Genomic DNA, 20528 nt, shown 5'->3' with positions numbered 1-20528 from the left:
TCACCGCCCGCCGGTGCGGCGCAGGCCGCTGCGCCGGGCCAGCCAGATCAGCAGCTCGAAGAGCAGCACCGCCACCGGGAGGAGGGCGGCCGCGACGTCCACCCCGCCGTAGTCGGTGTCGACGAGCTGCGGGGCGGTCCAGCCGTGCGGGTCGACCAGCACGTCCTCGGTCCGCCCGACATCCAGCGGCCCGTAGCAGGAGTCGCTGCCCAGCTCCGCGTGCGCGAGCGGCTTGCCGTCCACCCGCTCCAGGTGGCAGGTGTACTCCGGGCCGTGCTTGCCCCGGTACTTCGTGACCGAGGTGATCCGCACCTCCACCCGCTGCCCCTGGTGGGCCATCACCTCCGCCTGCAGCAGCGGCCCGGGCACGGCCAGCACGGCGATCCCGACCAGCACCCCGCTGACCACGAGCCACCCGTTGGGCGCCGCGATCAGCATCAGCATCAGCGTGCCGACCAGCGCCAGGGTGCCGAGGATCAGCCCGAGCGCGCCGAAGTCCGGGTTGGCGGCCAGCAGCGCCAGCGCGACGATCAGCGGCGGACCGAAGAAGGCGGCCAGGGTGAGGCGGCGGACCTGACGGGGCGTGGTGGCGTTGGCTATCCGGGACACGGGCGTCAGTGTGACGAACCGAAGGCGGATGCGGAAGCCCAGGGTCCGGGGTGACGGCGGGCCTGTACCGCGAGCCGGTGGGCCAGCCAGACCAGCAGCTCGGCGAGCAGCAGTGCCGTCAGCGCCGCCACCATCGCGGGAGCGCCGTCGCCCAGGTCGTCGCCGGCCGACTGCGGGGCCACCCAGCCGGCCGGGTCGATCAGCACCTGCTCGGTCCGGCCGACCTCGTCCGTGCCGGTGCAGTCGTCCGTCCCGGAGTGCGCCAGCGGCACGCCGTCCACCCGCTCCAGCACACAGGTGAAGGTCGGGTTCCCGTTCCTGGCGTACGCCGTCCGGACCGAGGCGACCCGCACCTCGACCTGCTGCCCGCGGTGCTGCAGCACCAGGTCGGTGAACCCGACGTTCCCGAAGATCAGCACCCCGATCGTGAGCAGCAGCACACCGAAGGGGATCAGCTTGCCCGGCCGCAGCAGGAGGAGGGGAACGGGTGCGGCGCAGGCCAGGACCAGCCCGAGCACCAGGCCCGGCGTCTCCCAGTCGGGATCGCTCATCAGCACCGCGAGGGCGAGGACCACGGGCGGGACGAGCGCGCCGGAGAGGGCGGCCCAGCGGATCGCCCGGCGGCTCTCCAAGGGCGCGGGCGTGGACGGCGGCGGTACGAGTACGGACACGGCGGCCAGTGTGCTCAACGCGTACCCGGCGCGGAAGGCCGGGATCCGGAAACTTCACGACCCCTCCGGTGCCGGGGTCACACTAGGGCGGTGACTTCGCAGATCTTCAGCCATGACGTGCAGCAGACCCTCGACCTGATCGGCATCTTCGTCTTCGCCCTCTCCGGCGGACTGCTCGCGGTGCGCAAGAACATGGACATCTTCGGCATCTGCGTGCTGGCCGAGGTCACCGCGCTGGGCGGCGGGGTGCTGCGCGACGAGCTGATCGGGGCGGTGCCGCCGGCGGCCTTCACCAACCTCGGGTACTTCATCACCCCGCTCGCCGCCGGCCTGGTGGTCTTCTTCCTGCACCCCGAGGTGGAGCGGATCAACCGCAGCATCCAGACGCTGGACGCGCTGGGCCTCGGGCTGTTCTGCGTGGTCGGCACCGCCAAGGCGCACGACTACGGGCTCGGCACCGTCGCCTCGATCGCGCTGGGCATGCTGACGGCGGCCGGCGGCGGGGTGATCCGCGACCTGCTCGCCCAGGAGGTGCCCGCGCTGCTGCGCTGGGACCGGGAGATCTACGCGGTGCCGGCGCTGGTCGGCTCCACCATCGTCGCCCTGCTGATCGCCCACGGGCGGCTCACCACGGTCACCGCGACCAGTGCCGCGATGACCGCCTTCGTGCTGCGGATGCTCGCCCTGAAGTACGGCTGGCGCGCCCCGCGGGCCTGGCACCGCAACGGCTCCCGGATGAGCGAGGACTGAGCCGGGTGGGCCGGCCCAGGTCCCGGCCGCCGGTGTGACGGAAGTGACGGGTGCTGACGGGGGCTCAGGAAGCCTGCACCACGGCCCGGGCGGCGTGCTTGGCGCCGCACCGGTTGTCGCACCAGCGCGGGGTGGGCGAGCCGCCGTAGGCCAGCGAGACCGCCTCCACCGTGCAGAGCAGCTCCGGCAGCAGCCGGTTCAGCTCGGAGACCGGCGCCACCGAGACCGGCACCGAGATGGTGCAGGCGGCGATCGCCTTGCCGTCGTTGCCGCGGATCGCGGCCGCCAGCGAGTTGACCGACTCCGCGTACTCGGCCTGGTCCAGCGACCAGCCCTGGCGGCGCACCGAGGCCAGCTCGGCCCGCAGCTCGGTGGCCGAGCGCAGGCTGCGCGGGGTGTGGACGGGGAACTCGGTGCCGTCCAGCACGGTGGTCAGCTGGTCCTCGGTCAGGTCGGCCAGCAGCACCCGCCCGGCGGCGGTGGCCACCGCCGGCGCGCGCCGGCCGATCCGGGAGGCGGCGCCCAGCCAGCAGTCCGCCGGCGCCGGGTAGCGCGCCTCCACCTTGTCGACGAAGACCACCTCGTCCCGGTCCAGGATCGCCAGGTGCACGGTGTGGCCGTAGCGTTCGCTCAGCGAGGCCAGGTAGGGGGCGGTCACCTGGCGGACGTCGATGCCCTCCAGCGCGGTGTGCGCCAGCGAGAGCAGCCGGCCGCCGAGGCGGTAGCGGTGGTCGGCCTGGCGCTGCACGAAGCCGTGCTCCTCCAGGGTGCGCAGCAGCCGCAGCGCGGTGGACTTGTGCACGCCGATCCGGTTGGCGGCCTGCTCCAGCGAGGCCGGCCCCTCGCCGAGCGAGGTCAGGATGGTCAACGCCCGGTCCACGGTCTGCGACATCGCGGCTCCACCCCTTCAACCCTGACGGCCCCACCCGGCGGCGCCGGGCCACCCCGGCCTCCGTGGAGCAGGAGGCTAACCGCGCGTTGCAGCCCGTGCAATGGCCGAACCGTGACCTGTGCCGCACCGGCCAGGCGTGCTGCGGCCGGTGCGGCCCTACACTGGTGCAGCCATGCCATACCTCGACCATGCGGCCACCACCCCGATGCTCCCCGAGGCGATCGCCGCCATGACGGCGCACCTCGGTGTCACCGGCAACGCCTCCTCGCTGCACGCGGCCGGCCGCCGGGCCCGCCGGGTGGTCGAGGAGTCCCGCGAATCGCTGGCCGCCGCGCTCGGCGCCCGGCCCAGCGAGATCGTGCTCACCGGCGGCGGCACCGAATCGGACAACCTCGCCGTCAAGGGCCTCTACTGGGCCCGCCGGGACGCCGACCCCGCCCGCACCCGGGTGCTCTGCAGCCCGGTCGAGCACCACGCGGTGCTGGACGCGGTGGAGTGGCTGGCCGAGCACGAGGGCGCCCGGGTCGAGTACCTGCCGGTGGACGGCCACGGGCGGGTGCACCCCGAGGCGCTGCGGGCGGCCGTCGAGAGCGATCCCGGCTCGGTCGCGCTGATCACCGTGATGTGGGCCAACAACGAAGTCGGCACCCTCCAGCCGATCGCCGAACTCTCGGCGATCGCCGGTGAGTTCGGCATCCCGATGCACGCCGACGCGGTGCAGGCGCTGGGCCAGGTGCCGGTCTCCTTCGCCGACTCGGGGCTGGCCGCGCTGACCGTCACCAGCCACAAGGTCGGCGGCCCGTACGGGATCGGCGCGCTGCTGCTGGCCCGCTCGGCCGCGCCGGTGCCGCTGCTGCACGGCGGCGGCCAGGAGCGCGACGTGCGCTCCGGCACCCTGGACGTGCCCGCCGCGGCCGGCTTCGCGGCCGCCGCCGCGCTCGCCGTGGAGCGGCGGGCGGAGCACGCGGCGGCGGTCGGGGCGCTGCGCGACCGGCTGGTGGCCGGGGTGCGCGCGGCGGTGCCGGACGCGGTGCTGAACGGCGATCCGGCGCCGGCCGGGCGGCTGCCCGCCAACGCGCACTTCTCCTTCCCCGGCTGCGAGGGCGACGCGCTGCTGATGCTGCTGGACGCGGCCGGTCTGGAGGTCTCCACCGGCTCGGCCTGCTCGGCCGGGGTGCCGCAGCCCAGCCACGTGCTGCTGGCGCTGGGGGCGGAGCCACGGATGGCGCGGTCCTCGCTGCGCTTCTCGCTCGGGCACAGCTCGACGGAGGCGGACGTGACGGCCCTGGTGGAGGCGATCGGGCCGGTGGTCGAGCGGGCCCGCAGCGCCGGCCAGCGGTAGCTCCGCCAGGGGCATTCCGGGGATTGCGTACGCTGGAGTCACTATGACTGACTTCCCAGGTGCCCCCAGCGGCCCCTCCACCGGTCCCCGCCTGCGCGTGCTCGCCGCGATGTCCGGCGGGGTCGACTCCGCCGTCGCCGCCGCCCGCGCGGCGGAAGCCGGCCACGAGGTGACCGGGGTGCACCTGGCGCTCTCCTCCAACCCGCAGTCCTTCCGCACCGGCGCCCGCGGCTGCTGCACCCTGGAGGACTCCCGGGACGCCCGCCGGGCCGCCGACGTGATCGGCATCCCGTTCTACGTCTGGGACCTGGCCGAGCGGTTCCGCGAGGACGTGATCGACGACTTCGTCGCCGAGTACGCGGCCGGCCGGACCCCCAACCCCTGCCTGCGCTGCAACGAGAAGATCAAGTTCGCCGCGCTGCTCGACAAGGCGCTGGCGCTCGGCTTCGACGCGGTCTGCACCGGCCACTACGCGCGGGTGGTCGAACTGCCCGGCGGCGGCCGGGAGCTGCACCGGGCGGCGGACCAGGCCAAGGACCAGTCCTACGTGCTCGGCGTGCTGGACGCCGAGCAGCTGGCCCACTCGCTCTTCCCGCTCGGCGACACCACCAAGGAGCTGATCCGCGAGGAGGCCGAGCGGCGCGGGCTGGCGGTGGCCAAGAAGCCGGACAGCCACGACATCTGCTTCATCGCCGACGGCGACACCCAGGCCTTCCTGGCCGGCCACCTCGGCACCGCGACCGGCGACATCGTGGACGCCGACGGCACCAAGCTCGGCGAGCACGACGGCGCCTACGGTTTCACCATCGGCCAGCGCAAGGGCCTGCGGATCGGCCGCCCGGCCGCCGACGGCAAGCCGCGCTACGTGCTGGACATCTCGCCGGTGACCAACACCGTCACGGTCGGCCCGGCCGAGGGCCTGGACGTGCTGGGGCTCACCGCGATCCGGCCGCGCTGGTGCGGCCCGGCCCCGGTGGGCGCCGGCCGGTACACCGCGCAGCTGCGGGCGCACGGCGAGGAGGTGCCGGTGACCGCCGAGCCGGTGGGCGAGGAGCTGCTGGTCCGGCTGGACCGGCCGGTGCGCGGCATCGCGCCCGGGCAGGCCGTGGTGCTCTACGACGGCACCCGGGTGGTCGGCTCGGCCACCATCTCCGCCACCGAGCGGCGTCCGGTGGGCGCGGAAACCGTGTGATCGTCGGACACCGGTCGTGGTAGACCAGTGACCATCATGAACATCACCGTCTTCTGCTCCGCGTACTCCCTCGACGACCGCTACTCCGCCCCCGCCGCGGACTTCGCCCGACAGCTCGGCGCCGGCGGGCACACCCTGGTCTGGGGCGGCTCCGACGCCGGCCTGATGGGCCTGCTCGCCGACGAGGTCAGGGCGGCCGGCGGCCGGCTGGTCGGCGTGCTGGTCGAGATGCTGGCGCACAAGGGCTACCAGGGCGCCGACGAGTTGGTGATGACCCCGGACCTGCCGACCCGCAAGGCCGAGCTGCTGGCCCGCGCCGACGCCGTGGTGGTGCTGGCGGGCGGGCTCGGCACGCTGGACGAGGTGACCGAGGTGCTGGAGCTCAAGAAGCACGGCCTGCACGGCAAGCCGATCGTCCTGCTGGACAGCGCGGGCTTCTACGGTGGGCTGCGCACCCAGCTGGAGCGGATGGACGCCGAGGGCTTCCTGCCGCTGCCGCTGGCCGAGCTGGTCGCCTTCGCCGACGCTCCCGCCGAGGTCTTCGCCCTGCTCGCCGCCTCCGCCGCGTCCGCCGCCGTCGAGATCTGAGAGGCCGTCATGTCCATCCATCTGCTCACCGGCGCCGGCTCCGGCATCGGGGCCGTGGTCGCCCAGCGCCTGCTCGACCGCGGCGACGAGGTCTGGCTGCTCGCCCGCGACGCCGCCCGGGCCGCCGAACTGCGCGGGCGGTACGCCGGCGCCCGGACCCTGGTCGGCGACCTGGCCGACCCGGCCAAGCTCTCCTGGGCCCTCGGCCACCAGGCCCTGCCCGAGCGGCTGGACTCGCTGCTGCACATCGCCGGCGTGGTCGAGCTGGGCCGGATCGCGGACACCCCGGTCAAGGTCTGGAACGACACCCTGGCCGTCAACCTGGTCGCCCCCGCCGAGCTGACCCGCCTGCTGCTGCCGCAGCTGCGGCTCTCCCGGGGCACCGTGGTCTTCGTCAACTCCGGCGCCGGACTGCGCGCCGACGCGGACTGGGGCTCCTACGCGGCCAGCAAGTTCGGGCTGCGGGCACTGGCCGACGCGCTGCGCGGGGAGGAGCTGGAGCACGGGGTGCGGGTCACCACCGTCTACCCGGGGCGGACGGCCACGCCGATGCAGCAGAAGGTGCACCAGCAGGAGGGCCAGGAGTACGACCCGGCCCGCTGGATCGCGCCGGAGTCGGTGGCCACGGCGGTGCTGACGGCGGTGGACCTGCCGCGGGACGCGGCGCTGACCGAGCTGACGGTGCGACCGGGGCGCTGAGCGGGCTCCGCTGAGCGGGCTCTCCTGACCGGGCCACTGTCAGTGGCCCGGTCAAGGCTGTGCATACTGATGGTTTTATCTGGCTAATGCCCGATGGCCTCCCTCGCCCAGCTCAAGGATCACGATGCTCTCGAACCGGCTCCTCACCTCCGCCGTGCTCTGTGCGGCTCTCGCCGTCGGTGCCACCGCTTGCGGCTCCAAGGGCTCCTCCTCCTCTTCCTCCGCAGGCAGCAGCAAGGCCGCCACGGCGCCGTCCTCGGCCCCGGCGTCCGCTTCTGCCGCCGCCTCCGCTCCGGCCTCCGCCTCGGCCAGTGCGGCCGACGCGGACATCAGCGGGCTGACGGGCGAGCAGATCCTGGCGAAGGCGCACGCCGCGATGGCCTCGCTGACCTCGATGCGGGTGGCGGGCAACGTGACCACCGGCGGGCAGAAGATCGTCCTCGACCTGGTGGGCGACAAGGACAAGAACTGCACCGGCACCGTCACCGTCGGCGCGACCGGCACGGTGCAGGTCATCCACAACGCCCAGGGCACCTGGATGAAGCCGGACACCGCCTTCTGGGAGAACATCTCCGCCGAGAAGGGCAAGGCCAGCGCAGGCCCGGCGATCGCCCAGTTCTTCAAGGACAAGTACCTGACCGGCGGGCAGGACGACGCCTCCATGCAGGAGGTGGCCGGCATGTGCGACATCGTCTCGGGCATCGCGGACGACCAGTCCAAGGAGACGGACGTCGTCAAGGGCGCCACCAGCACCGTCGACGGCCAGAGCGTGATCGGCATCTCGGCGAAGGACGACAGCGGCGAGCCGACCCAGCTGTCCATCGCCACCAAGGGCCAGCCCTACCTGATCCGGATGTCCAGCACCGGGTCCGAGCCGGGCCAGATGGACTTCAGCGAGTTCAACAAGCCGGTGACGGTGCAGGCCCCGCCGGCCGACCAGGTGGTCGACTACACGCAGTTCGAGAAGAAGGTGCAGTCGGTCTGACGACCCGTCGGGCAGGCGGTCCCCCGGCGGTCTTCCGCCGGGGGATATTCCGTTTCGAGGGCGTGGCGGCGATGTGCATACTGATCACCTCATCCTCATTGCTTACTTGTTGAGTTGAAGGAGCGCCATGTTCGCCAGCCGGCTCCTCCCCGCCTCCGTGCTCTGCGCAGCCCTGTTCGCCGGAGCCACCGCGTGCGGAGGGGCGAAGTCGCACACTGGCCAAGCCGCCGCCGCGCCGTCCGCCTCCACCGTGTCCGCCGCCGCTTCCGCTGCTCCGGTCTCCGCCGCGCCGGCGGCGGCCGCGAGCCCGTCGGCCTCGCCCAGCCCGACCGGGATCGACTACGCCAACATGACGGCCGATCAGATCGGCAACGCGATGCAGACGGCGCTGAGCTCGGTCACTTCGATGCACCTCGCCGGGACTTTCAACACCGATGACGGGAAGATGACGCTCGACATCCTGTCGGCGAAGGACGACTGCGACGGGAACTTCTCGGTCGCCCAGATGGGCAGCTTCGAGGTGGTCCACATCGGCAACAGCACCTGGCTCAAGCCCGACTCCGTCTTCTGGCACACCATCGCCACGCAGAAGGGCCACGCGTCCTCCGGCTCGGCGCTCGCGGAGCTGTACAAGGACAAGTACCTGACCGGCGCCGACAACGACCCGAACCTGAAGAGCCTCGCCGCCATGTGCGACATGGTGAAGGCGCTGACCAAGAAGGACGACAGCTCGGGTGGCAGCGCCACCAAGGGCGCCGTCACCACCGTGAACGGCCAGAGCGCGATCGCCATGAACGTCACCCAGGCCGACGGCACGGCCGGCGGCACCATCTACCTCGCCACCCAGGGCCAGCCATACCCCCTGCGGCTGCAGCAGCCGGGTGCCAAGGGAGGACAGGTCGACTTCAAGGACTACAACAAGCCCCTGAACATCCAGGCCCCGCCCGCCGACCGGGTGATCGACTATGCGCAGGTCCAGAAGAAGGTCGACTCCGTCTGACCCTCCTCGCTCCCGTAGGCTGCCGGACGTGACCAGTGAGTACCCCTTCCCCCAGCTGAACGGTGCCGCCACGGGCGTCGGTTCGATGCCCGGAACCGACGCCCGGGAGGCCGCCCGCACCTCGGTCGGCGCGCTGGAGCAGCTGCCGTTCCTGCCCGAACTCCCGGCCCGTGGGCCGGGAGCCGACATGATCGGCCGGTCGGCGGGGATGCTGGCCGAGCTGTTCGCGGAGGTGCAGCCCAGCGGCTGGCGGTTCGCCGACCGCCCGGGGCGGGACACCCGGCGGGCGCACTCGTGGCTGGGCGAGGACCTGGACGCGCTGGAGGAGTTCACCCAGGGGCACACGGGTGCGCTGAAGGTGCAGGCCGTCGGGCCCTGGACGCTGGCGGCGAGCGTAGAGCTGAAGCACGGGGAGAAGGCGCTGGCCGATGCCGGTGCCTGCCGCGACATCGCGGGCTCGCTGGCGGAGGGTCTGCGCCGGCACGTGGCCGAGGTGCGCAAGCGGGTGCCGGGCGCGGAGGTCGTGCTGCAGCTTGACGAGCCGTCGCTGCCGGCGGTGCTGTCCGGGTCGGTGAAGACGGCGAGCGGGTTCCAGCGGCTGCGGTCGGTGGACCGGCAGGTCGCGGAGGAGGCGCTGCGGGAGCTGGTGCGGTCGCTGGACCTGCCGGTGATCGTGCACTGCTGTGCGCCCGGCGTGCCGATTCCGTTGCTGCGGCGGGCGGGGGTGGCGGGAGTGTCGCTGGACTTCGGCCTGCTGACGGAGCGCGAGGACGAGGTGATCGGCGAGGCCGTGGAGGCGGGCACCGCGCTGCTGGCGGGTGTCGTGCCGTCGGTCGACCCGGAGAAGGCGTTCGACCCGGCGGGGGTGGTCGGGGGAGTGCGGACGCTGTGGCGGCGGCTGGGGCTCGGCCCGGAGCTGCTGGGCAGCCGGGTGCTGGTGACCCCGACGTGCGGCTTGGCGGGCGCGAGCCCGGCGTACGCGCGGGCGGCGCTGGTGGGCAGCGCGAAGGGGGCGCAGAGTCTGGTGGACAACCCGGAGTAGGCCGTTGAAGGGCAGCCCGGTGACGGCCCGTCCCCGCACGCTCCGTGACCCCCGGCCAGCACCGCCGCCCACCGCGCCCAATCCAAGGCCCTGTCCCACCTGCCCGGTAGTGTCGTCCCCCTCAGGACGTCGTGGCGCGGGGCTCGCCACCCGGAGTAGTACACAGGGAGGCACAGGGTGGCGGCGGTCGAGGGCTGGGAGGACGTCCCGGCGCAGGCGCGCAGGCGGCACGGGGAGTTGGCGGCCGAGGTGGAGGAGCACCGGGCGCGCTACTACGAGCAGGATGCGCCGATCGTCAGCGATGCCGAGTTCGACGCGCTGATGCGGGAGCTGGAGGCGCTGGAGGCCGAGCACCCGGCGCTGGTGACGCCCGACTCGCCGACGCAGAAGGTGGGCGGCGGCACGGCGGAGGGGTTCGTCAAGGTCGAGCACCGGGAGCGGCTGCTCAGCCTGGACAACGCGATGGACGACGAGGAGCTGGCCGCCTGGGCCGACCGGGTGGCCAAGGAGCTGGCCGGCGTCGAGTACCACTACCTCTGCGAGCTGAAGGTGGACGGACTGGCCGTCAACCTCACCTACGAGCACGGCGAGCTGGTACTGGCCGCCACCCGCGGCACCGGCCGGGTCGGCGAGGACATCACCGCCAACGTCCGCACCATCAAGGACATCCCGCACCGCCTCCAGGGCGAGCACATCCCCGCCCTGGTCGAGATCCGCGGCGAGGTCTACCTGCCCACCGAGGCGTTCGCCGAGCTGAACGCCTCCCTCGCGGCCGAGAACGAGCGCCGCAAGGCGGAGAACGAGGAGCGGGCCAGGGAGGGCAAGCGGCCCCAGGCGCTGCTCAAGCTGTTCGCCAACCCGCGAAACGCGGCCGCCGGTTCGCTGCGGATGAAGGACCCGCTGGTGACCGCCTCGCGCCCGCTGCACATGGTGGTGCACGGCATCGGCGCCCGGGAGGGCTTCGAGATCGACTGCCAGTCGCACGCCTACCAGCTGCTGCGCGACTGGGGCCTGCCGACCGCCAAGCACAACCGGGTGGTCGGCACCCTGGACGAGGTGCGGGCGTTCATCAAGCAGTACGGCGAGCAGCGGCACTCGGTCGAGCACGAGATCGACGGCGTGGTCGTCAAGGTGGACGAGATCGCCCTCCAGGGCCGGCTCGGTGCCACCTCCAAGTCGCCGCGCTGGGCGATCGCCTGGAAGTACCCGCCGGAGGAGGTCACCGCCAAGCTGGCCTCGATCAAGGTGGGCATCGGGCGGACCGGCCGGGCCACCCCGTACGCGGTGCTGGCCGAGCCGGTGAAGGTGGCCGGCTCGATGGTGCAGTACGCCACCCTGCACAACCAGCAGGTGGTGAAGGCCAAGGGCGTGCTGCTCGGCGACACCGTGGTGCTGCGCAAGGCCGGTGACGTGATCCCGGAGATCCTCGGTCCGGTGGAGGACCTGCGGGACGGCACCGAGCGGGAGTTCGTGATGCCCACCGAGTGCCACGAGTGCGGCAGCGAGCTGCGCCCGATGTCGGAGGGCGACATCGATCTGCGCTGCCCGAACGCCGAGCACTGCCCCGCCCAGATCCGCGAGCGGATCGCCTACCTGGGCGGCCGCTCCTCGCTGGACGTGGACGGCCTGGGCTACGTGGCCGCCACCGCGCTGACCCAGCCGCTGGAGCCTGCTGACGCTCCCGTCAAGAACGAGGGGGACATCTTCGGTCTTACCGTGGAGCAGCTGCTGCCGATCCGGGTGCTGGTCCGCGACCAGAAGACCGGCATGCCCAAGCTGGACGACGCGACCGGGGAGGAGAAGGAGGTCTCCTTCTTCGCCAACCTGAGCGGCGAGCCCAAGAAGACCGCCACGGTGCTGCTGGAGAGCCTGGCCGGTGCCAAGGAGCGCGAGCTGTGGCGCTACCTCAACGGGCTGTCGATCCGTCACGTCGGCCCGGTCGCCGCACAGGCGCTGGCCAGGGAGTTCCGCGACCTGGACGCCGTCTTCGCGGCCGACGAGGAGCGGCTGGCGGCGGTCGAGGGGGTCGGTCCGAAGATCGCCCGCTCGATCCAGGAGTGGTACCAGGAGGAGTGGCACTGCGAGATCCTGCGCAAGTGGCGCGAGGCGGGCGTGAAGTTCACCGAGGAGGCGCCCGCCGAGGAGGCCGAGCGCCCGCTGGACGGGCTGACGGTGGTGGTCACCGGCACGCTGGCCGGCCACACCCGGGACGGTGCCAAGGAGGCACTGGTGGTCCGGGGAGCGAAGGTGACCGGATCGGTTTCGAAGAAGACCGACTTCGTGGTGGTTGGTGACAACCCCGGGTCGAAGTACGACAAGGCCGTGCAACTCGGGCTGCCCGTCCTGGACGACGCGGGCTTCGAGGTGCTTCTCTCGGCCGGTCCGGCGGCGGCCCGCGCGCACCTGGGTCTGCCCGCCGGCGAGGAGGAGGCCGGGCCGACCGCCACCGAGGGGGCTGACCAGGACTGACGATTCCCTCTTGTTATCGTGCTGATGCCCCGTCACCCGGGTGCTGGGCGCGTAAAGGGGGCATCGTGTCACTGTGCGGCGCCGGATCCGTGCTGGCGAGCTCCTGGATGACCGAAAGTCCGCCCTCCCCATGAGGGCGGACTTACCCTGGAGCGCAACAGAGTGTCAGCAGGAGCGGGGGCACCGGCCAGTGGGGCGAGCAGATGGCCGGCGCCGACAGGGGCGCTTCCGGGCTGAGACCGACCGGCACTCGATCAGGAGTGGCCAGGCCGACCGCTCTTCGGGTCGGATCCAGCCGCGAGGCGGCCTGGCGGGGGCGGGCCTGACGGAGGACAGGCGTATGGAACGTTCGACCGGCGGTGCGCCGACGCGCCCGCCGCAGGGGGTGGCGGGCGCCGTCCTGCTGCTCGGCGTGCTGCTCGCCGGAGCCGCACCGCTCATCCCGCTGGCCGTGCTGGTCAGCCGGCACGAGCCCGAACTGCTGCCACTGTTCGCCGTTCCCCTGGCGGTGCTCTTCGCCGCCTGGCGGATCGCCCGGGACCGGGCGCGCGACCAGCTCACCGATCCGCTCACCGGGCTGCCGAACCGGCAGGCGCTGGTGCTGGCGGCCCAGGAGGCCATCGTCGAGCACGACGGGCAGCCCGGCTACTCGGTCGGCCTGATCCTGCTCGACCTCGACCGCTTCCGCTCACTCAACGACACGCTCGGTCACGCCGCCGGCGACCGCCTGCTGGTGCACATCGGCCGCCGGCTGCAGCGGGTGCTGCGCGGCGGGCCCGTGGACGTGCCGCAGACCGTCGTGGTCGCCGACCTCCCGCTGCTGCCCACCGAGTGCCGCGGGCTCCAGCTCGGCTCCGGCGGCACCTGCCCGGGCAGCCGGACCAACATCCCCGAGCTCACCCCGACGCTCGCCGCCGAGCGCCGCCGGGAGACCGGCCAGCTGCTGGCCGGCCTGGAGCCGCTGGCCGAGAACGGCCGCCGGGCCGTGGTCGCCCGGATGGGCGGCGACGAGTTCGCCGTGCTGCTGCCCGGCGTCGGCCGGCCCGACCTGCTGCAGCGGCTGGCCAAGGCGCTGATCGCCGAACTCGCCGCGCCGATCCGGCTGGACGGCCTGCTGCTGGTGCTGGAGGCCACCGCCGGCGTCTGCGTCTACCCGATGCACGCCGACGACGCAGAATCGTTGCTCCGCCGCGCCGACGTGGCGATGGCCCACGCCCAGCGCACCCGGACCGGCGTGGAGCAGTACGACAAGTCCCAGGACGTCGACACGCCCTACCGGATCGGCCTGCTCGGCGACCTGCGCCGGGCCCTGGAGACCGGCGAGGTGCAGCTGCACTACCAGCCCAAGGTGGCCTTCGACGGCCGGGTGGTCGGCCTGGAGGCGCTGCTGCGCTGGGAGCGGCCGGGCCGCGGGCGGGTCTCGCCGGACGAGTTCGTCGGCCTGGCGGAGTCCAGCGGCCTGATGCCCCGGCTCACCGACTACGTGCTGGAGGCCGCGATCGGCCAGCTGGCCACCTGGCGCTCGCAGGGCCTCCAGGTGCAGGTGGCGGTCAACGTCTCGCCGCGCGACGTGCTCAACCCCGGCTTCGCCCAGCGGGTGGCCGGCCACCTGAGGCGCCATCAGGTTCCCGCCCACGCGCTGCAGCTGGAGATCACCGAGCGGCTGCTGCTGGACGACTCCCGGCTGGCCGCGGACACCCTGGCCGAGCTGCGCGGCCACGGCGTCGGGATGTCGCTGGACGACTTCGGCACCGGTCACTCCTCGCTGGTCCGGCTGCGCAGCCTGCCGGTCGGCGAGCTGAAGATCGACCGCTCCTTCGTCTCCCGGATGGTGGCCGACCACCACGACGCCGCCGTGGTGCGCTGCTCGGTGGAGCTCGCGCACTCGCTCGGCCTCACCGTGGTCGCCGAGGGGGTGGAGGACGACGAGACCTGGGAGCGGCTGCACAGCCTGGGCGTGGACGCCGTGCAGGGCTGGCTGGTCTCCGCCGCGCTCCCGGCCGACCAGGCCACCGCCTGGCTCCAGGTGCACCGCACCGGCCCGCCGCCCGCCGAGCGGCTGCCCGGCCTGCAGCGCTGGACCGGACAGGCCGAACTCGCCCGCCCGGTGCTGCCCCGGCAGCCGCTCGCACCCCCCGCCGAGGCCCCGACGACCCCTCAGTAACAACGGTCACGCGCTGTGCCCCCTAGGATGGTCGGTAAAGACAGGAGGACAGGCAGCCGCGGTGCGCCGCGAAGCCGCCGTCCTCGCCCGAACTCACCCTGAGGATCGCTGCATGCCTGGGATCACGCGCGAGGAGGTCGCCCACCTCGCCCGGCTGTCGCGTCTGGAACTGCAGGCGGAGGAGCTGGACCACTTCGCCGAGCAGCTGGACGTGATCATCGGCGCGGTCGCCCGCGTTTCCGAGGTCGCCGGACAGGACGTCCCGCTGACCTCCCACCCGCTGCCGCTGACCAACGTCATGCGCGCGGACGAGGTGCGGCCCTCGCTCACCCCGGAGCAGGCGCTGGCCGCCGCCCCCGCGGTCGAGGAGCAGCGTTTCCGGGTCCCGCAGATCCTCGGGGAGGACTGACCAGCATGACCGAGCTGATCAAGTACACGGCGGCCAGGACCGCCGAAGCGATCAAGGCCGGCGAGGTCAGCGCCGTCGAGGTGGCCCAGGCCCACCTGGACCGGATCGCCGCGGTGGACGAGAAGGTCAACGCCTTCCTGCACGTGGACACCGAGGGCGCGCTGGCCGCCGCCCGCGCCGTGGACGCCAAGCGCGCCGCCGGCGAGGAGCTCGGCCCGCTGGCCGGCGTCCCGCTGGCGCTCAAGGACGTCTTCACCACCAAGGGCGTCCCCACCACCTGCGGCTCGAAGATCCTCGAGGGCTGGATCCCGCCCTACGACGCGACCCTGACGTCCCGTCTGAAGGACGCGGGCGTGGTGATCCTCGGCAAGACCAACATGGACGAGTTCGCGATGGGCTCCTCCACCGAGAACTCCGCCTACGGCCCGACCGGCAACCCCTGGGACCTGTCCCGGATCCCCGGCGGCTCCGGCGGCGGCTCGGCGGCCGCGCTGGCCGCCTACCAGGCCCCGCTGGCGATCGGCACCGACACCGGCGGCTCGATCCGCCAGCCCGGCGCCGTCACCGGCACGGTCGGCGTGAAGCCCACCTACGGCTCGGTCTCCCGCTACGGCCTGGTCGCCTTCTCCTCCTCGCTCGACCAGGGCGGCCCGTGCGCCCGCACCGTGCTGGACGCGGCGCTGCTGCACGAGGCGATCGCCGGCCACGACCCGCTGGACTCCACCTCGATCGACGCCCCGGTGCCGGCCGTGGTCGAGGCCGCCAGGCGGCTCGACGTGCGCGGCATGCGGATCGGCGTGGTCAAGGAGTTCGCCGGCGAGGGCTACCAGGCCGGCGTGATGCAGCGGTTCCAGGAGTCCGTGGAGCTGCTGCGCGAGCTCGGCGCCGAGGTGGTCGAGGTCTCCTGCCCGTCCTTCACCCTGGCGCTGCCCGCCTACTACCTGATCGCGCCCAGCGAGGCCTCCTCCAACCTGGCCCGGTTCGACGCCATGCGCTACGGCCTGCGGGTCGGCGACAACGGCAACCGCTCGGCCGAGGAGGTCACCGCGCTGACCCGCGAGGCCGGCTTCGGCCCCGAGGTCAAGCGCCGGATCATCCTGGGCACCTACGCCCTCTCCTCGGGCTACTACGACGCCTACTACGGCTCGGCCCAGAAGGTCCGCACGCTGATCTCCCGGGACTTCGACGCGGCCTTCGCCGGGGTCGACGTGCTGGTCTCGCCGACCACCCCGACCACCGCCTTCCCGATCGGCGAGCGCGCCGACGACCCGATGGCGATGTACCTGGCCGACCTGTGCACCATCCCGTCCAACCTTGCGGGCAACGCGGCCATGTCGCTGCCGGTCGGGCTCGCGCCGGAGGACAATCTTCCGGTCGGCCTGCAGATCATCGCACCCGCGATGGCGGACGACCGCCTGTACCGGGTGGGCGGCGCCGTCGAGGCCGCACTCAACGACAAGTGGGGGCACCCCCTGCTGGAGGAGGCACCGGCACTGTGAGCACCGTCGCGAAGGCCAAGGGCTGGAAGCACAGCAAGCCCGGCCTGCTGCTGTCCATCGGAACCAGCGCTTTCGGCGTCCTGAGCATCGTCAAGGACGTCAAGAAGGCCCGCACCGAGAACGACACCCTGCTGCTGGCCAACGCCCTGGTCGCCGGCCTGGCCCTGGCCACCGGCACCGCCCTGCTGGTGCGCGAACTGCGCCGGCTGGGCAGCGAGGACGTCCTCGCGGACTGAGAGCGGGAGGAGAAGGGGTGCAGGTAGATGATCACGCGCATTGAGATCGACGGCTTCAAGTCGTTCGATCGGTTCGCTGTGGACCTGCGCCCCTTCACCGCTGTCATCGGGACGAACGCCGGGGGGAAGTCCAACCTGTTGGACGCCCTGGCGTTTCTTCGGGGTCTGGTGCAGCGGTCGGAGAACAGCCCGCTGCACGCCGCCGCTGCCGCGCGCGGCGGCCTGAAGCACATGTTCCGTCAGCTCGGTGACGGCACCGTGGTCCGCACCATGCGGCTCGCGGTGGAGGTCCTCCTGGATCCCCGGGAGGGCGGCGCCGGGCTGGGGGAGACCCTGCCCAGCGGGCTGGCTTCCCGCTGGCGGTACGAAGTGGCGCTCGAACGCGGCGCCAAGCGGGTGCAGATCGTCGATGAGCGGCTGCAGCCGATCGACCCGGAGCGGGACACCTGGTTCGACCTCGTCGGCGCTACGCCGACCTGGCGTTCGGCCTTCGCGCTCCGCGAGAAGAGCGCGGCCCCGGCGCCCGCCCCGACCGCTCGGGAACTCTCGCCGACCGAGAACGCGATGGCCGCCCTGGGAATCGCGGAATCAGAGGGCGGGATCCAGCGGACCGGACCGTCTCCGCGCTCGCTGCCGGCCGACGGCCTGGTCAGGCACCAGCCGTTCTACTCCGTGCTCATGGCTAAGGTGCTGCAACTCCACGAGCGGGCGCTGCGGATGGAGTCGGACACCGGTGGTGACGGCGTGTTGGAGAGCGACGGCTTCGGCCTGCCCGGCTTCCTCCACATGCTGGGTGAGGACGACGATGCCCTCCGCACCGGCCCCTGGGTGCTGGCCGCCGTCCGGGCGGACCTGGGGCGGCTGGTCAAGGGCATCACGGGGTTCGAGGTCGTTGAGGACGACCGGCGGCACAAGCTGTGGATCGAGCTGACGGCCCGGGACGAGCCGCCGTTCCCCGCTGAACTCGCCTCGGACGGCACCCTGCGGGCGCTGGCGATCCTCGGATCCCTGCGCGAGCCGGAGTCCGGCCCGCTCATCGTCGAGGAACCCGAGAACGGCCTCTACCCCGAGCGCCTCCTCGACCTCCTGCAGATGATGCGCGACGCGGCCTCGGCCCCCGCGCTCGACGAGCCCGACGATCCGCTGCGGCAGGTCATCATCACCAGCCACTCTCCGCTCGTCCTCGACGTCGTTCCGCCCGAGGACATCGTCTTCCTCGACACGGTGACCGAGGTAAGGGACGGGATCGCCAGCCGGGTCACCCGGGCCCGCCGGGTGCAGAACCCGGACGAGCCGACCCGGCCCGAGGACCACGGCCGCGTGGTCCGTCAGGCCGAGCTCGACGCGTTCCGGACCGGCCGCGGTGTGGCTGCCTGATGCGTTACCTGGATTGCGCCCTGGTGTGCGAGGGAGCCAGCGATCGGGCGTTCCTGCCGGGCCTGATGAGCCGGGCCGTCCGGGACCTGTGCGCGGCCGAGTTCGAGACCGACGTCCAGGTGGAGGTCCGCCCCCTGTGGGCCGACCACCAGCGGACGGACACCGTCCTCGACGCGGCCGCCCGCGACCGGTTCGACCTGCTGCTCTACCACCACGACGGCGCCCCGGAGCAGCAGTGCGAGCGCACGCTGGGCGAACTCCGCCGGGAGTGGGATCGGGCCCGCGGAGAGCCGCTGGTCCCGGTCGTGCCGCTGCGGGAGACGGAGGCATGGATCATCGCCGACCCCGCGGCGGTAGCCTTCGTCCTCGGCGGCGAACGGTACGTCACCGACGCCGGTCTGCCGCCGCGGGCCCGGGAGGCGGAACACGTCACCGATCCCAAGGTGCCACTGCGACGGGCCGTCGAAGCGGCCCAACGGCCGCAGCGACGCTCGCGCAGGGCGAAGACCGGGACGGACACGCAAAGCTATTTCACCGCCTTCGCGGAGCACGTCTCCATCGGAAGGCTCCGGGAAGTACCCTCCTTCGACCAGTGGTGGAAGGACATGATCAAGGTCTTGGAAGGACTCGGATACCGATATGGGTGACACCGTGACTCTCGTCTCCTACGAGGACGCTCTCGCGTCGTACGACCCGGTGATGGGCCTGGAGGTCCACGTCGAGCTGGGCACCAAGACCAAGATGTTCTGCGGCTGCTCGACCGAGCTGGGCGCCGAGCCGAACAGCCAGGTCTGCCCGACCTGCCTGGGACTGCCCGGCTCGCTGCCGGTGGTCAACGCGGTCGGCGTGGAGTCGGCGATCCGGATCGGGCTGGCGCTCAACTGCGAGATCGCCGAGTGGTGCCGGTTCGCCCGGAAGAACTACTTCTACCCGGACATGCCGAAGAACTTCCAGACCTCGCAGTACGACGAGCCGATCGCCTTCAACGGCTACCTCGACGTGCAGCTGGAGGACGGCTCGACCTTCCGGGTGGAGATCGAGCGCGCCCACATGGAGGAGGACACCGGCAAGTCCAGCCACGTCGGCGGGGCCACCGGCCGGATCCACGGCGCGACCCACTCGCTGCTGGACTACAACCGGGCCGGCATCCCGCTGATCGAGATCGTCACCAAGCCGATCGAGGGCGCCGGCGAGCGGGCCCCCGAGGTCGCCCGCGCCTACGTCGCCGAGCTGCGCGAGCTGATCCGCGCCCTCGGCGTCTCCGAGGCCCGGATGGACAAGGGCCAGATGCGCTGCGACGTCAACCTGTCGCTGCGCCCGAACGGCACCGAGACCTTCGGCACCCGCTCGGAGACCAAGAACGTCAACTCGCTGCGCAGCGTGGAGCGGGCCGCCCGCTTCGAGATCCAGCGGCACGCCACCGTGCTCGGCCGCGGCCAGACCATCGTGCAGGAGACCCGGCACTTCCACGAGGAGGACGGCTCCACCACGGCCGGCCGGATCAAGGACAACGCCGAGGACTACCGCTACTTCCCGGAGCCCGACCTGGTGCCGGTGGCGCCGGCCCGCGAGTGGGTCGAGCAGCTGCGGGCCGAGCTGCCCGAGCCGCCCCGGGTCCGCCGGGCCCGGCTGCAGGCCGAGTGGGGCCTGTCCGACAAGGACATGCAGTCGGTGCTCAACGCCGGCGCGGTGGAGCCGATCCTGGAGACCATCGCGGCCGGCGCGCCGGCCGACCAGGCCCGCAAGTGGTGGCTGGGCGAGCTGGCCCGCCGGGCCAACGAGACCGGCACCGAGCTGGCGGAGCAGCCGATCACCCCGGCCCAGGTGGCCCGGGTCTGCGCGCTGGTCGCCGAGGGCAAGCTGAACGACAAGCTGGCCCGCCAGGTGATCGAGGGCGTGCTGGCCGGCGAGGGCGAGCCGGACGAGGTGGTGGCCGCCCGCGGGCTGGCCGTGGTCTCCGACGACTCGGCGCTGGGCGCGGCCGTGGACCAGGTCATCGCCGACAACCCGGACGTGGCGGAGAAGATCCGCGGCGGCAAGGTGCAGGCGGTCGGCGCGCTGGTCGGCGCGGTGATGAAGGCGACCCGCGGCCAGGCGGACGCGGCGCGGGTCAAGGACCTCATCCTCGAGAGGCTGGGCGCCTAAGCACCCGCATAAGCACCCTCGACCCACTGCGGCCACCCCTCCTTAGGGGTGGCCGCAGGCGTTTTCCGGGCCCGTCTAAGGACCCCGGGGCCGCCAAGATCGGGCAAGCTTCCGATGTGCCGCACCCCCCTGGGAGAGGAGTCTCTAGGTATCGCAAACGGAGACGGACACAGGGGAACACCGTGATCGAGTACGAGATCTACCGCCACCGCAGCGCCGAGCTGCAGGCCGCCGCCGCCCACGAGCGGCTGGCCGACGAGGCCCGCCGGGCCAGCCGGGCCGCCCGCACCGCCGACCGGGGCAGCCGGCTCGGCCGCCTCACCGCCGGTCTGCGCCGCACCGCCCGCCAGGCGCACGGCGCGGGCGTGGCCCAGGCGGCCGGCGACCGCGCCACCGCGGTCGGCGAATGCTGATCGGACCGGCCGGTGCCGGCACCGCCGCCGCGAGGGGAGCGGCGGA

General features: G+C 72.8%; 20 protein-coding genes. 17 read left to right on the top strand and 3 right to left on the bottom strand.

Features of this window, described 5'->3' with window-relative positions; all coding sequences use genetic code 11:
• Positions 1-609 carry a hypothetical protein gene (locus ACFYNO_RS07290; protein WP_388006696.1) on the bottom strand — a complete coding sequence of 203 codons (609 nt, stop codon included), beginning with the start codon at positions 607-609 and terminating at the stop codon, positions 1-3.
• A gap of 5 nt (positions 610-614) precedes the next feature.
• Complete coding sequence (locus tag ACFYNO_RS07285; protein ID WP_388006693.1) at positions 615-1280, bottom strand: hypothetical protein; 666 nt, start codon at positions 1278-1280, stop codon at positions 615-617.
• Between the two features lie 90 nt (positions 1281-1370).
• On the opposite strand from ACFYNO_RS07285, the gene ACFYNO_RS07280 reads away from it, so the two are divergent.
• Positions 1371-2030: a trimeric intracellular cation channel family protein gene (locus ACFYNO_RS07280; RefSeq protein ID WP_388006690.1), complete on the top strand. Its 660-nt coding sequence runs from the start codon at positions 1371-1373 to the stop codon at positions 2028-2030.
• 64 nt (positions 2031-2094) lie between these two features.
• On the opposite strand, the gene ACFYNO_RS07275 is transcribed toward ACFYNO_RS07280, so the two are convergent.
• Entirely contained in the window at positions 2095-2922 is an 828-nt protein-coding gene (locus tag ACFYNO_RS07275; protein ID WP_388006687.1) for an IclR family transcriptional regulator, read from the bottom strand.
• A 172-nt stretch (positions 2923-3094) separates the two neighbouring features.
• Here ACFYNO_RS07275 and ACFYNO_RS07270 point away from each other — a divergent pair, with 172 nt between their 5' ends.
• The 16 genes from ACFYNO_RS07270 (at position 3095) to ACFYNO_RS07195 (ending at position 20482) form a co-directional block, all read left to right on the top strand.
• Complete coding sequence (locus tag ACFYNO_RS07270) at positions 3095-4264, top strand: cysteine desulfurase family protein (RefSeq protein WP_388006684.1); 1170 nt, start codon at positions 3095-3097, stop codon at positions 4262-4264.
• 43 nt (positions 4265-4307) lie between these two features.
• Entirely contained in the window at positions 4308-5456 is a 1149-nt protein-coding gene (gene mnmA / locus ACFYNO_RS07265; RefSeq protein ID WP_388006681.1) for a tRNA 2-thiouridine(34) synthase MnmA, read from the top strand.
• A gap of 36 nt (positions 5457-5492) precedes the next feature.
• Positions 5493-6044: a TIGR00730 family Rossman fold protein gene (locus tag ACFYNO_RS07260; protein WP_388006678.1), complete on the top strand. Its 552-nt coding sequence runs from the start codon at positions 5493-5495 to the stop codon at positions 6042-6044.
• A gap of 9 nt (positions 6045-6053) precedes the next feature.
• On the top strand, positions 6054-6743 hold the full coding sequence (locus tag ACFYNO_RS07255; RefSeq protein WP_388006675.1) for an SDR family oxidoreductase: 690 nt from the start codon (positions 6054-6056) through the stop codon (positions 6741-6743).
• Between the two features lie 124 nt (positions 6744-6867).
• A complete protein-coding gene (locus ACFYNO_RS07250; protein ID WP_388006673.1) occupies positions 6868-7728 on the top strand; it encodes a hypothetical protein in 861 nt (286 codons plus the stop codon).
• 127 nt (positions 7729-7855) lie between these two features.
• On the top strand, positions 7856-8728 hold the full coding sequence (locus ACFYNO_RS07245; protein ID WP_388006670.1) for a hypothetical protein: 873 nt from the start codon (positions 7856-7858) through the stop codon (positions 8726-8728).
• A gap of 28 nt (positions 8729-8756) precedes the next feature.
• On the top strand, positions 8757-9770 hold the full coding sequence (locus ACFYNO_RS07240; RefSeq protein WP_388006667.1) for a methionine synthase: 1014 nt from the start codon (positions 8757-8759) through the stop codon (positions 9768-9770).
• A 177-nt stretch (positions 9771-9947) separates the two neighbouring features.
• Positions 9948-12239, top strand: a complete 2292-nt coding sequence (ligA, locus tag ACFYNO_RS07235; protein WP_388006664.1) for an NAD-dependent DNA ligase LigA — start codon at positions 9948-9950, stop codon at positions 12237-12239.
• A gap of 340 nt (positions 12240-12579) precedes the next feature.
• Positions 12580-14403 carry a putative bifunctional diguanylate cyclase/phosphodiesterase gene (locus tag ACFYNO_RS07230; RefSeq protein WP_388006661.1) on the top strand — a complete coding sequence of 608 codons (1824 nt, stop codon included), beginning with the start codon at positions 12580-12582 and terminating at the stop codon, positions 14401-14403.
• Between the two features lie 112 nt (positions 14404-14515).
• Positions 14516-14812 (top strand): Asp-tRNA(Asn)/Glu-tRNA(Gln) amidotransferase subunit GatC, encoded by a 297-nt coding sequence (gene gatC, locus ACFYNO_RS07225; RefSeq protein ID WP_388006658.1) that lies wholly within the window; start codon positions 14516-14518, stop codon positions 14810-14812.
• Between the two features lie 5 nt (positions 14813-14817).
• Entirely contained in the window at positions 14818-16311 is a 1494-nt protein-coding gene (gene gatA / locus ACFYNO_RS07220; protein ID WP_388006655.1) for an Asp-tRNA(Asn)/Glu-tRNA(Gln) amidotransferase subunit GatA, read from the top strand.
• Positions 16308-16547 (top strand): hypothetical protein, encoded by a 240-nt coding sequence (locus ACFYNO_RS07215; RefSeq protein WP_388006652.1) that lies wholly within the window; start codon positions 16308-16310, stop codon positions 16545-16547. Before gatA ends, ACFYNO_RS07215 begins: the two co-directional genes overlap by 4 nt.
• A 27-nt stretch (positions 16548-16574) precedes the next feature.
• Positions 16575-17924: an AAA family ATPase gene (locus ACFYNO_RS07210; protein WP_388006649.1), complete on the top strand. Its 1350-nt coding sequence runs from the start codon at positions 16575-16577 to the stop codon at positions 17922-17924.
• A complete protein-coding gene (locus ACFYNO_RS07205) occupies positions 17924-18571 on the top strand; it encodes a DUF4276 family protein (RefSeq protein ID WP_388006646.1) in 648 nt (215 codons plus the stop codon). The genes ACFYNO_RS07210 and ACFYNO_RS07205 overlap by 1 nt, the downstream gene beginning before the upstream one ends.
• Positions 18564-20069 (top strand): Asp-tRNA(Asn)/Glu-tRNA(Gln) amidotransferase subunit GatB, encoded by a 1506-nt coding sequence (gene gatB / locus ACFYNO_RS07200; protein WP_388006643.1) that lies wholly within the window; start codon positions 18564-18566, stop codon positions 20067-20069. Before ACFYNO_RS07205 ends, gatB begins: the two co-directional genes overlap by 8 nt.
• A gap of 182 nt (positions 20070-20251) precedes the next feature.
• A complete protein-coding gene (locus ACFYNO_RS07195) occupies positions 20252-20482 on the top strand; it encodes a hypothetical protein (RefSeq protein WP_388006640.1) in 231 nt (76 codons plus the stop codon).
• Positions 20483-20528: the final 46 nt, after the last annotated feature.

Origin of the sequence: Kitasatospora sp. NPDC006697, from assembly GCF_042869935.1 — a bacterium.
Taxonomy (GTDB): domain Bacteria; phylum Actinomycetota; class Actinomycetes; order Streptomycetales; family Streptomycetaceae; genus Kitasatospora.
The sequence above is the reverse complement of the archived record's forward strand: the minus strand, read 5'-3'. Positions and strand labels throughout refer to the sequence as shown.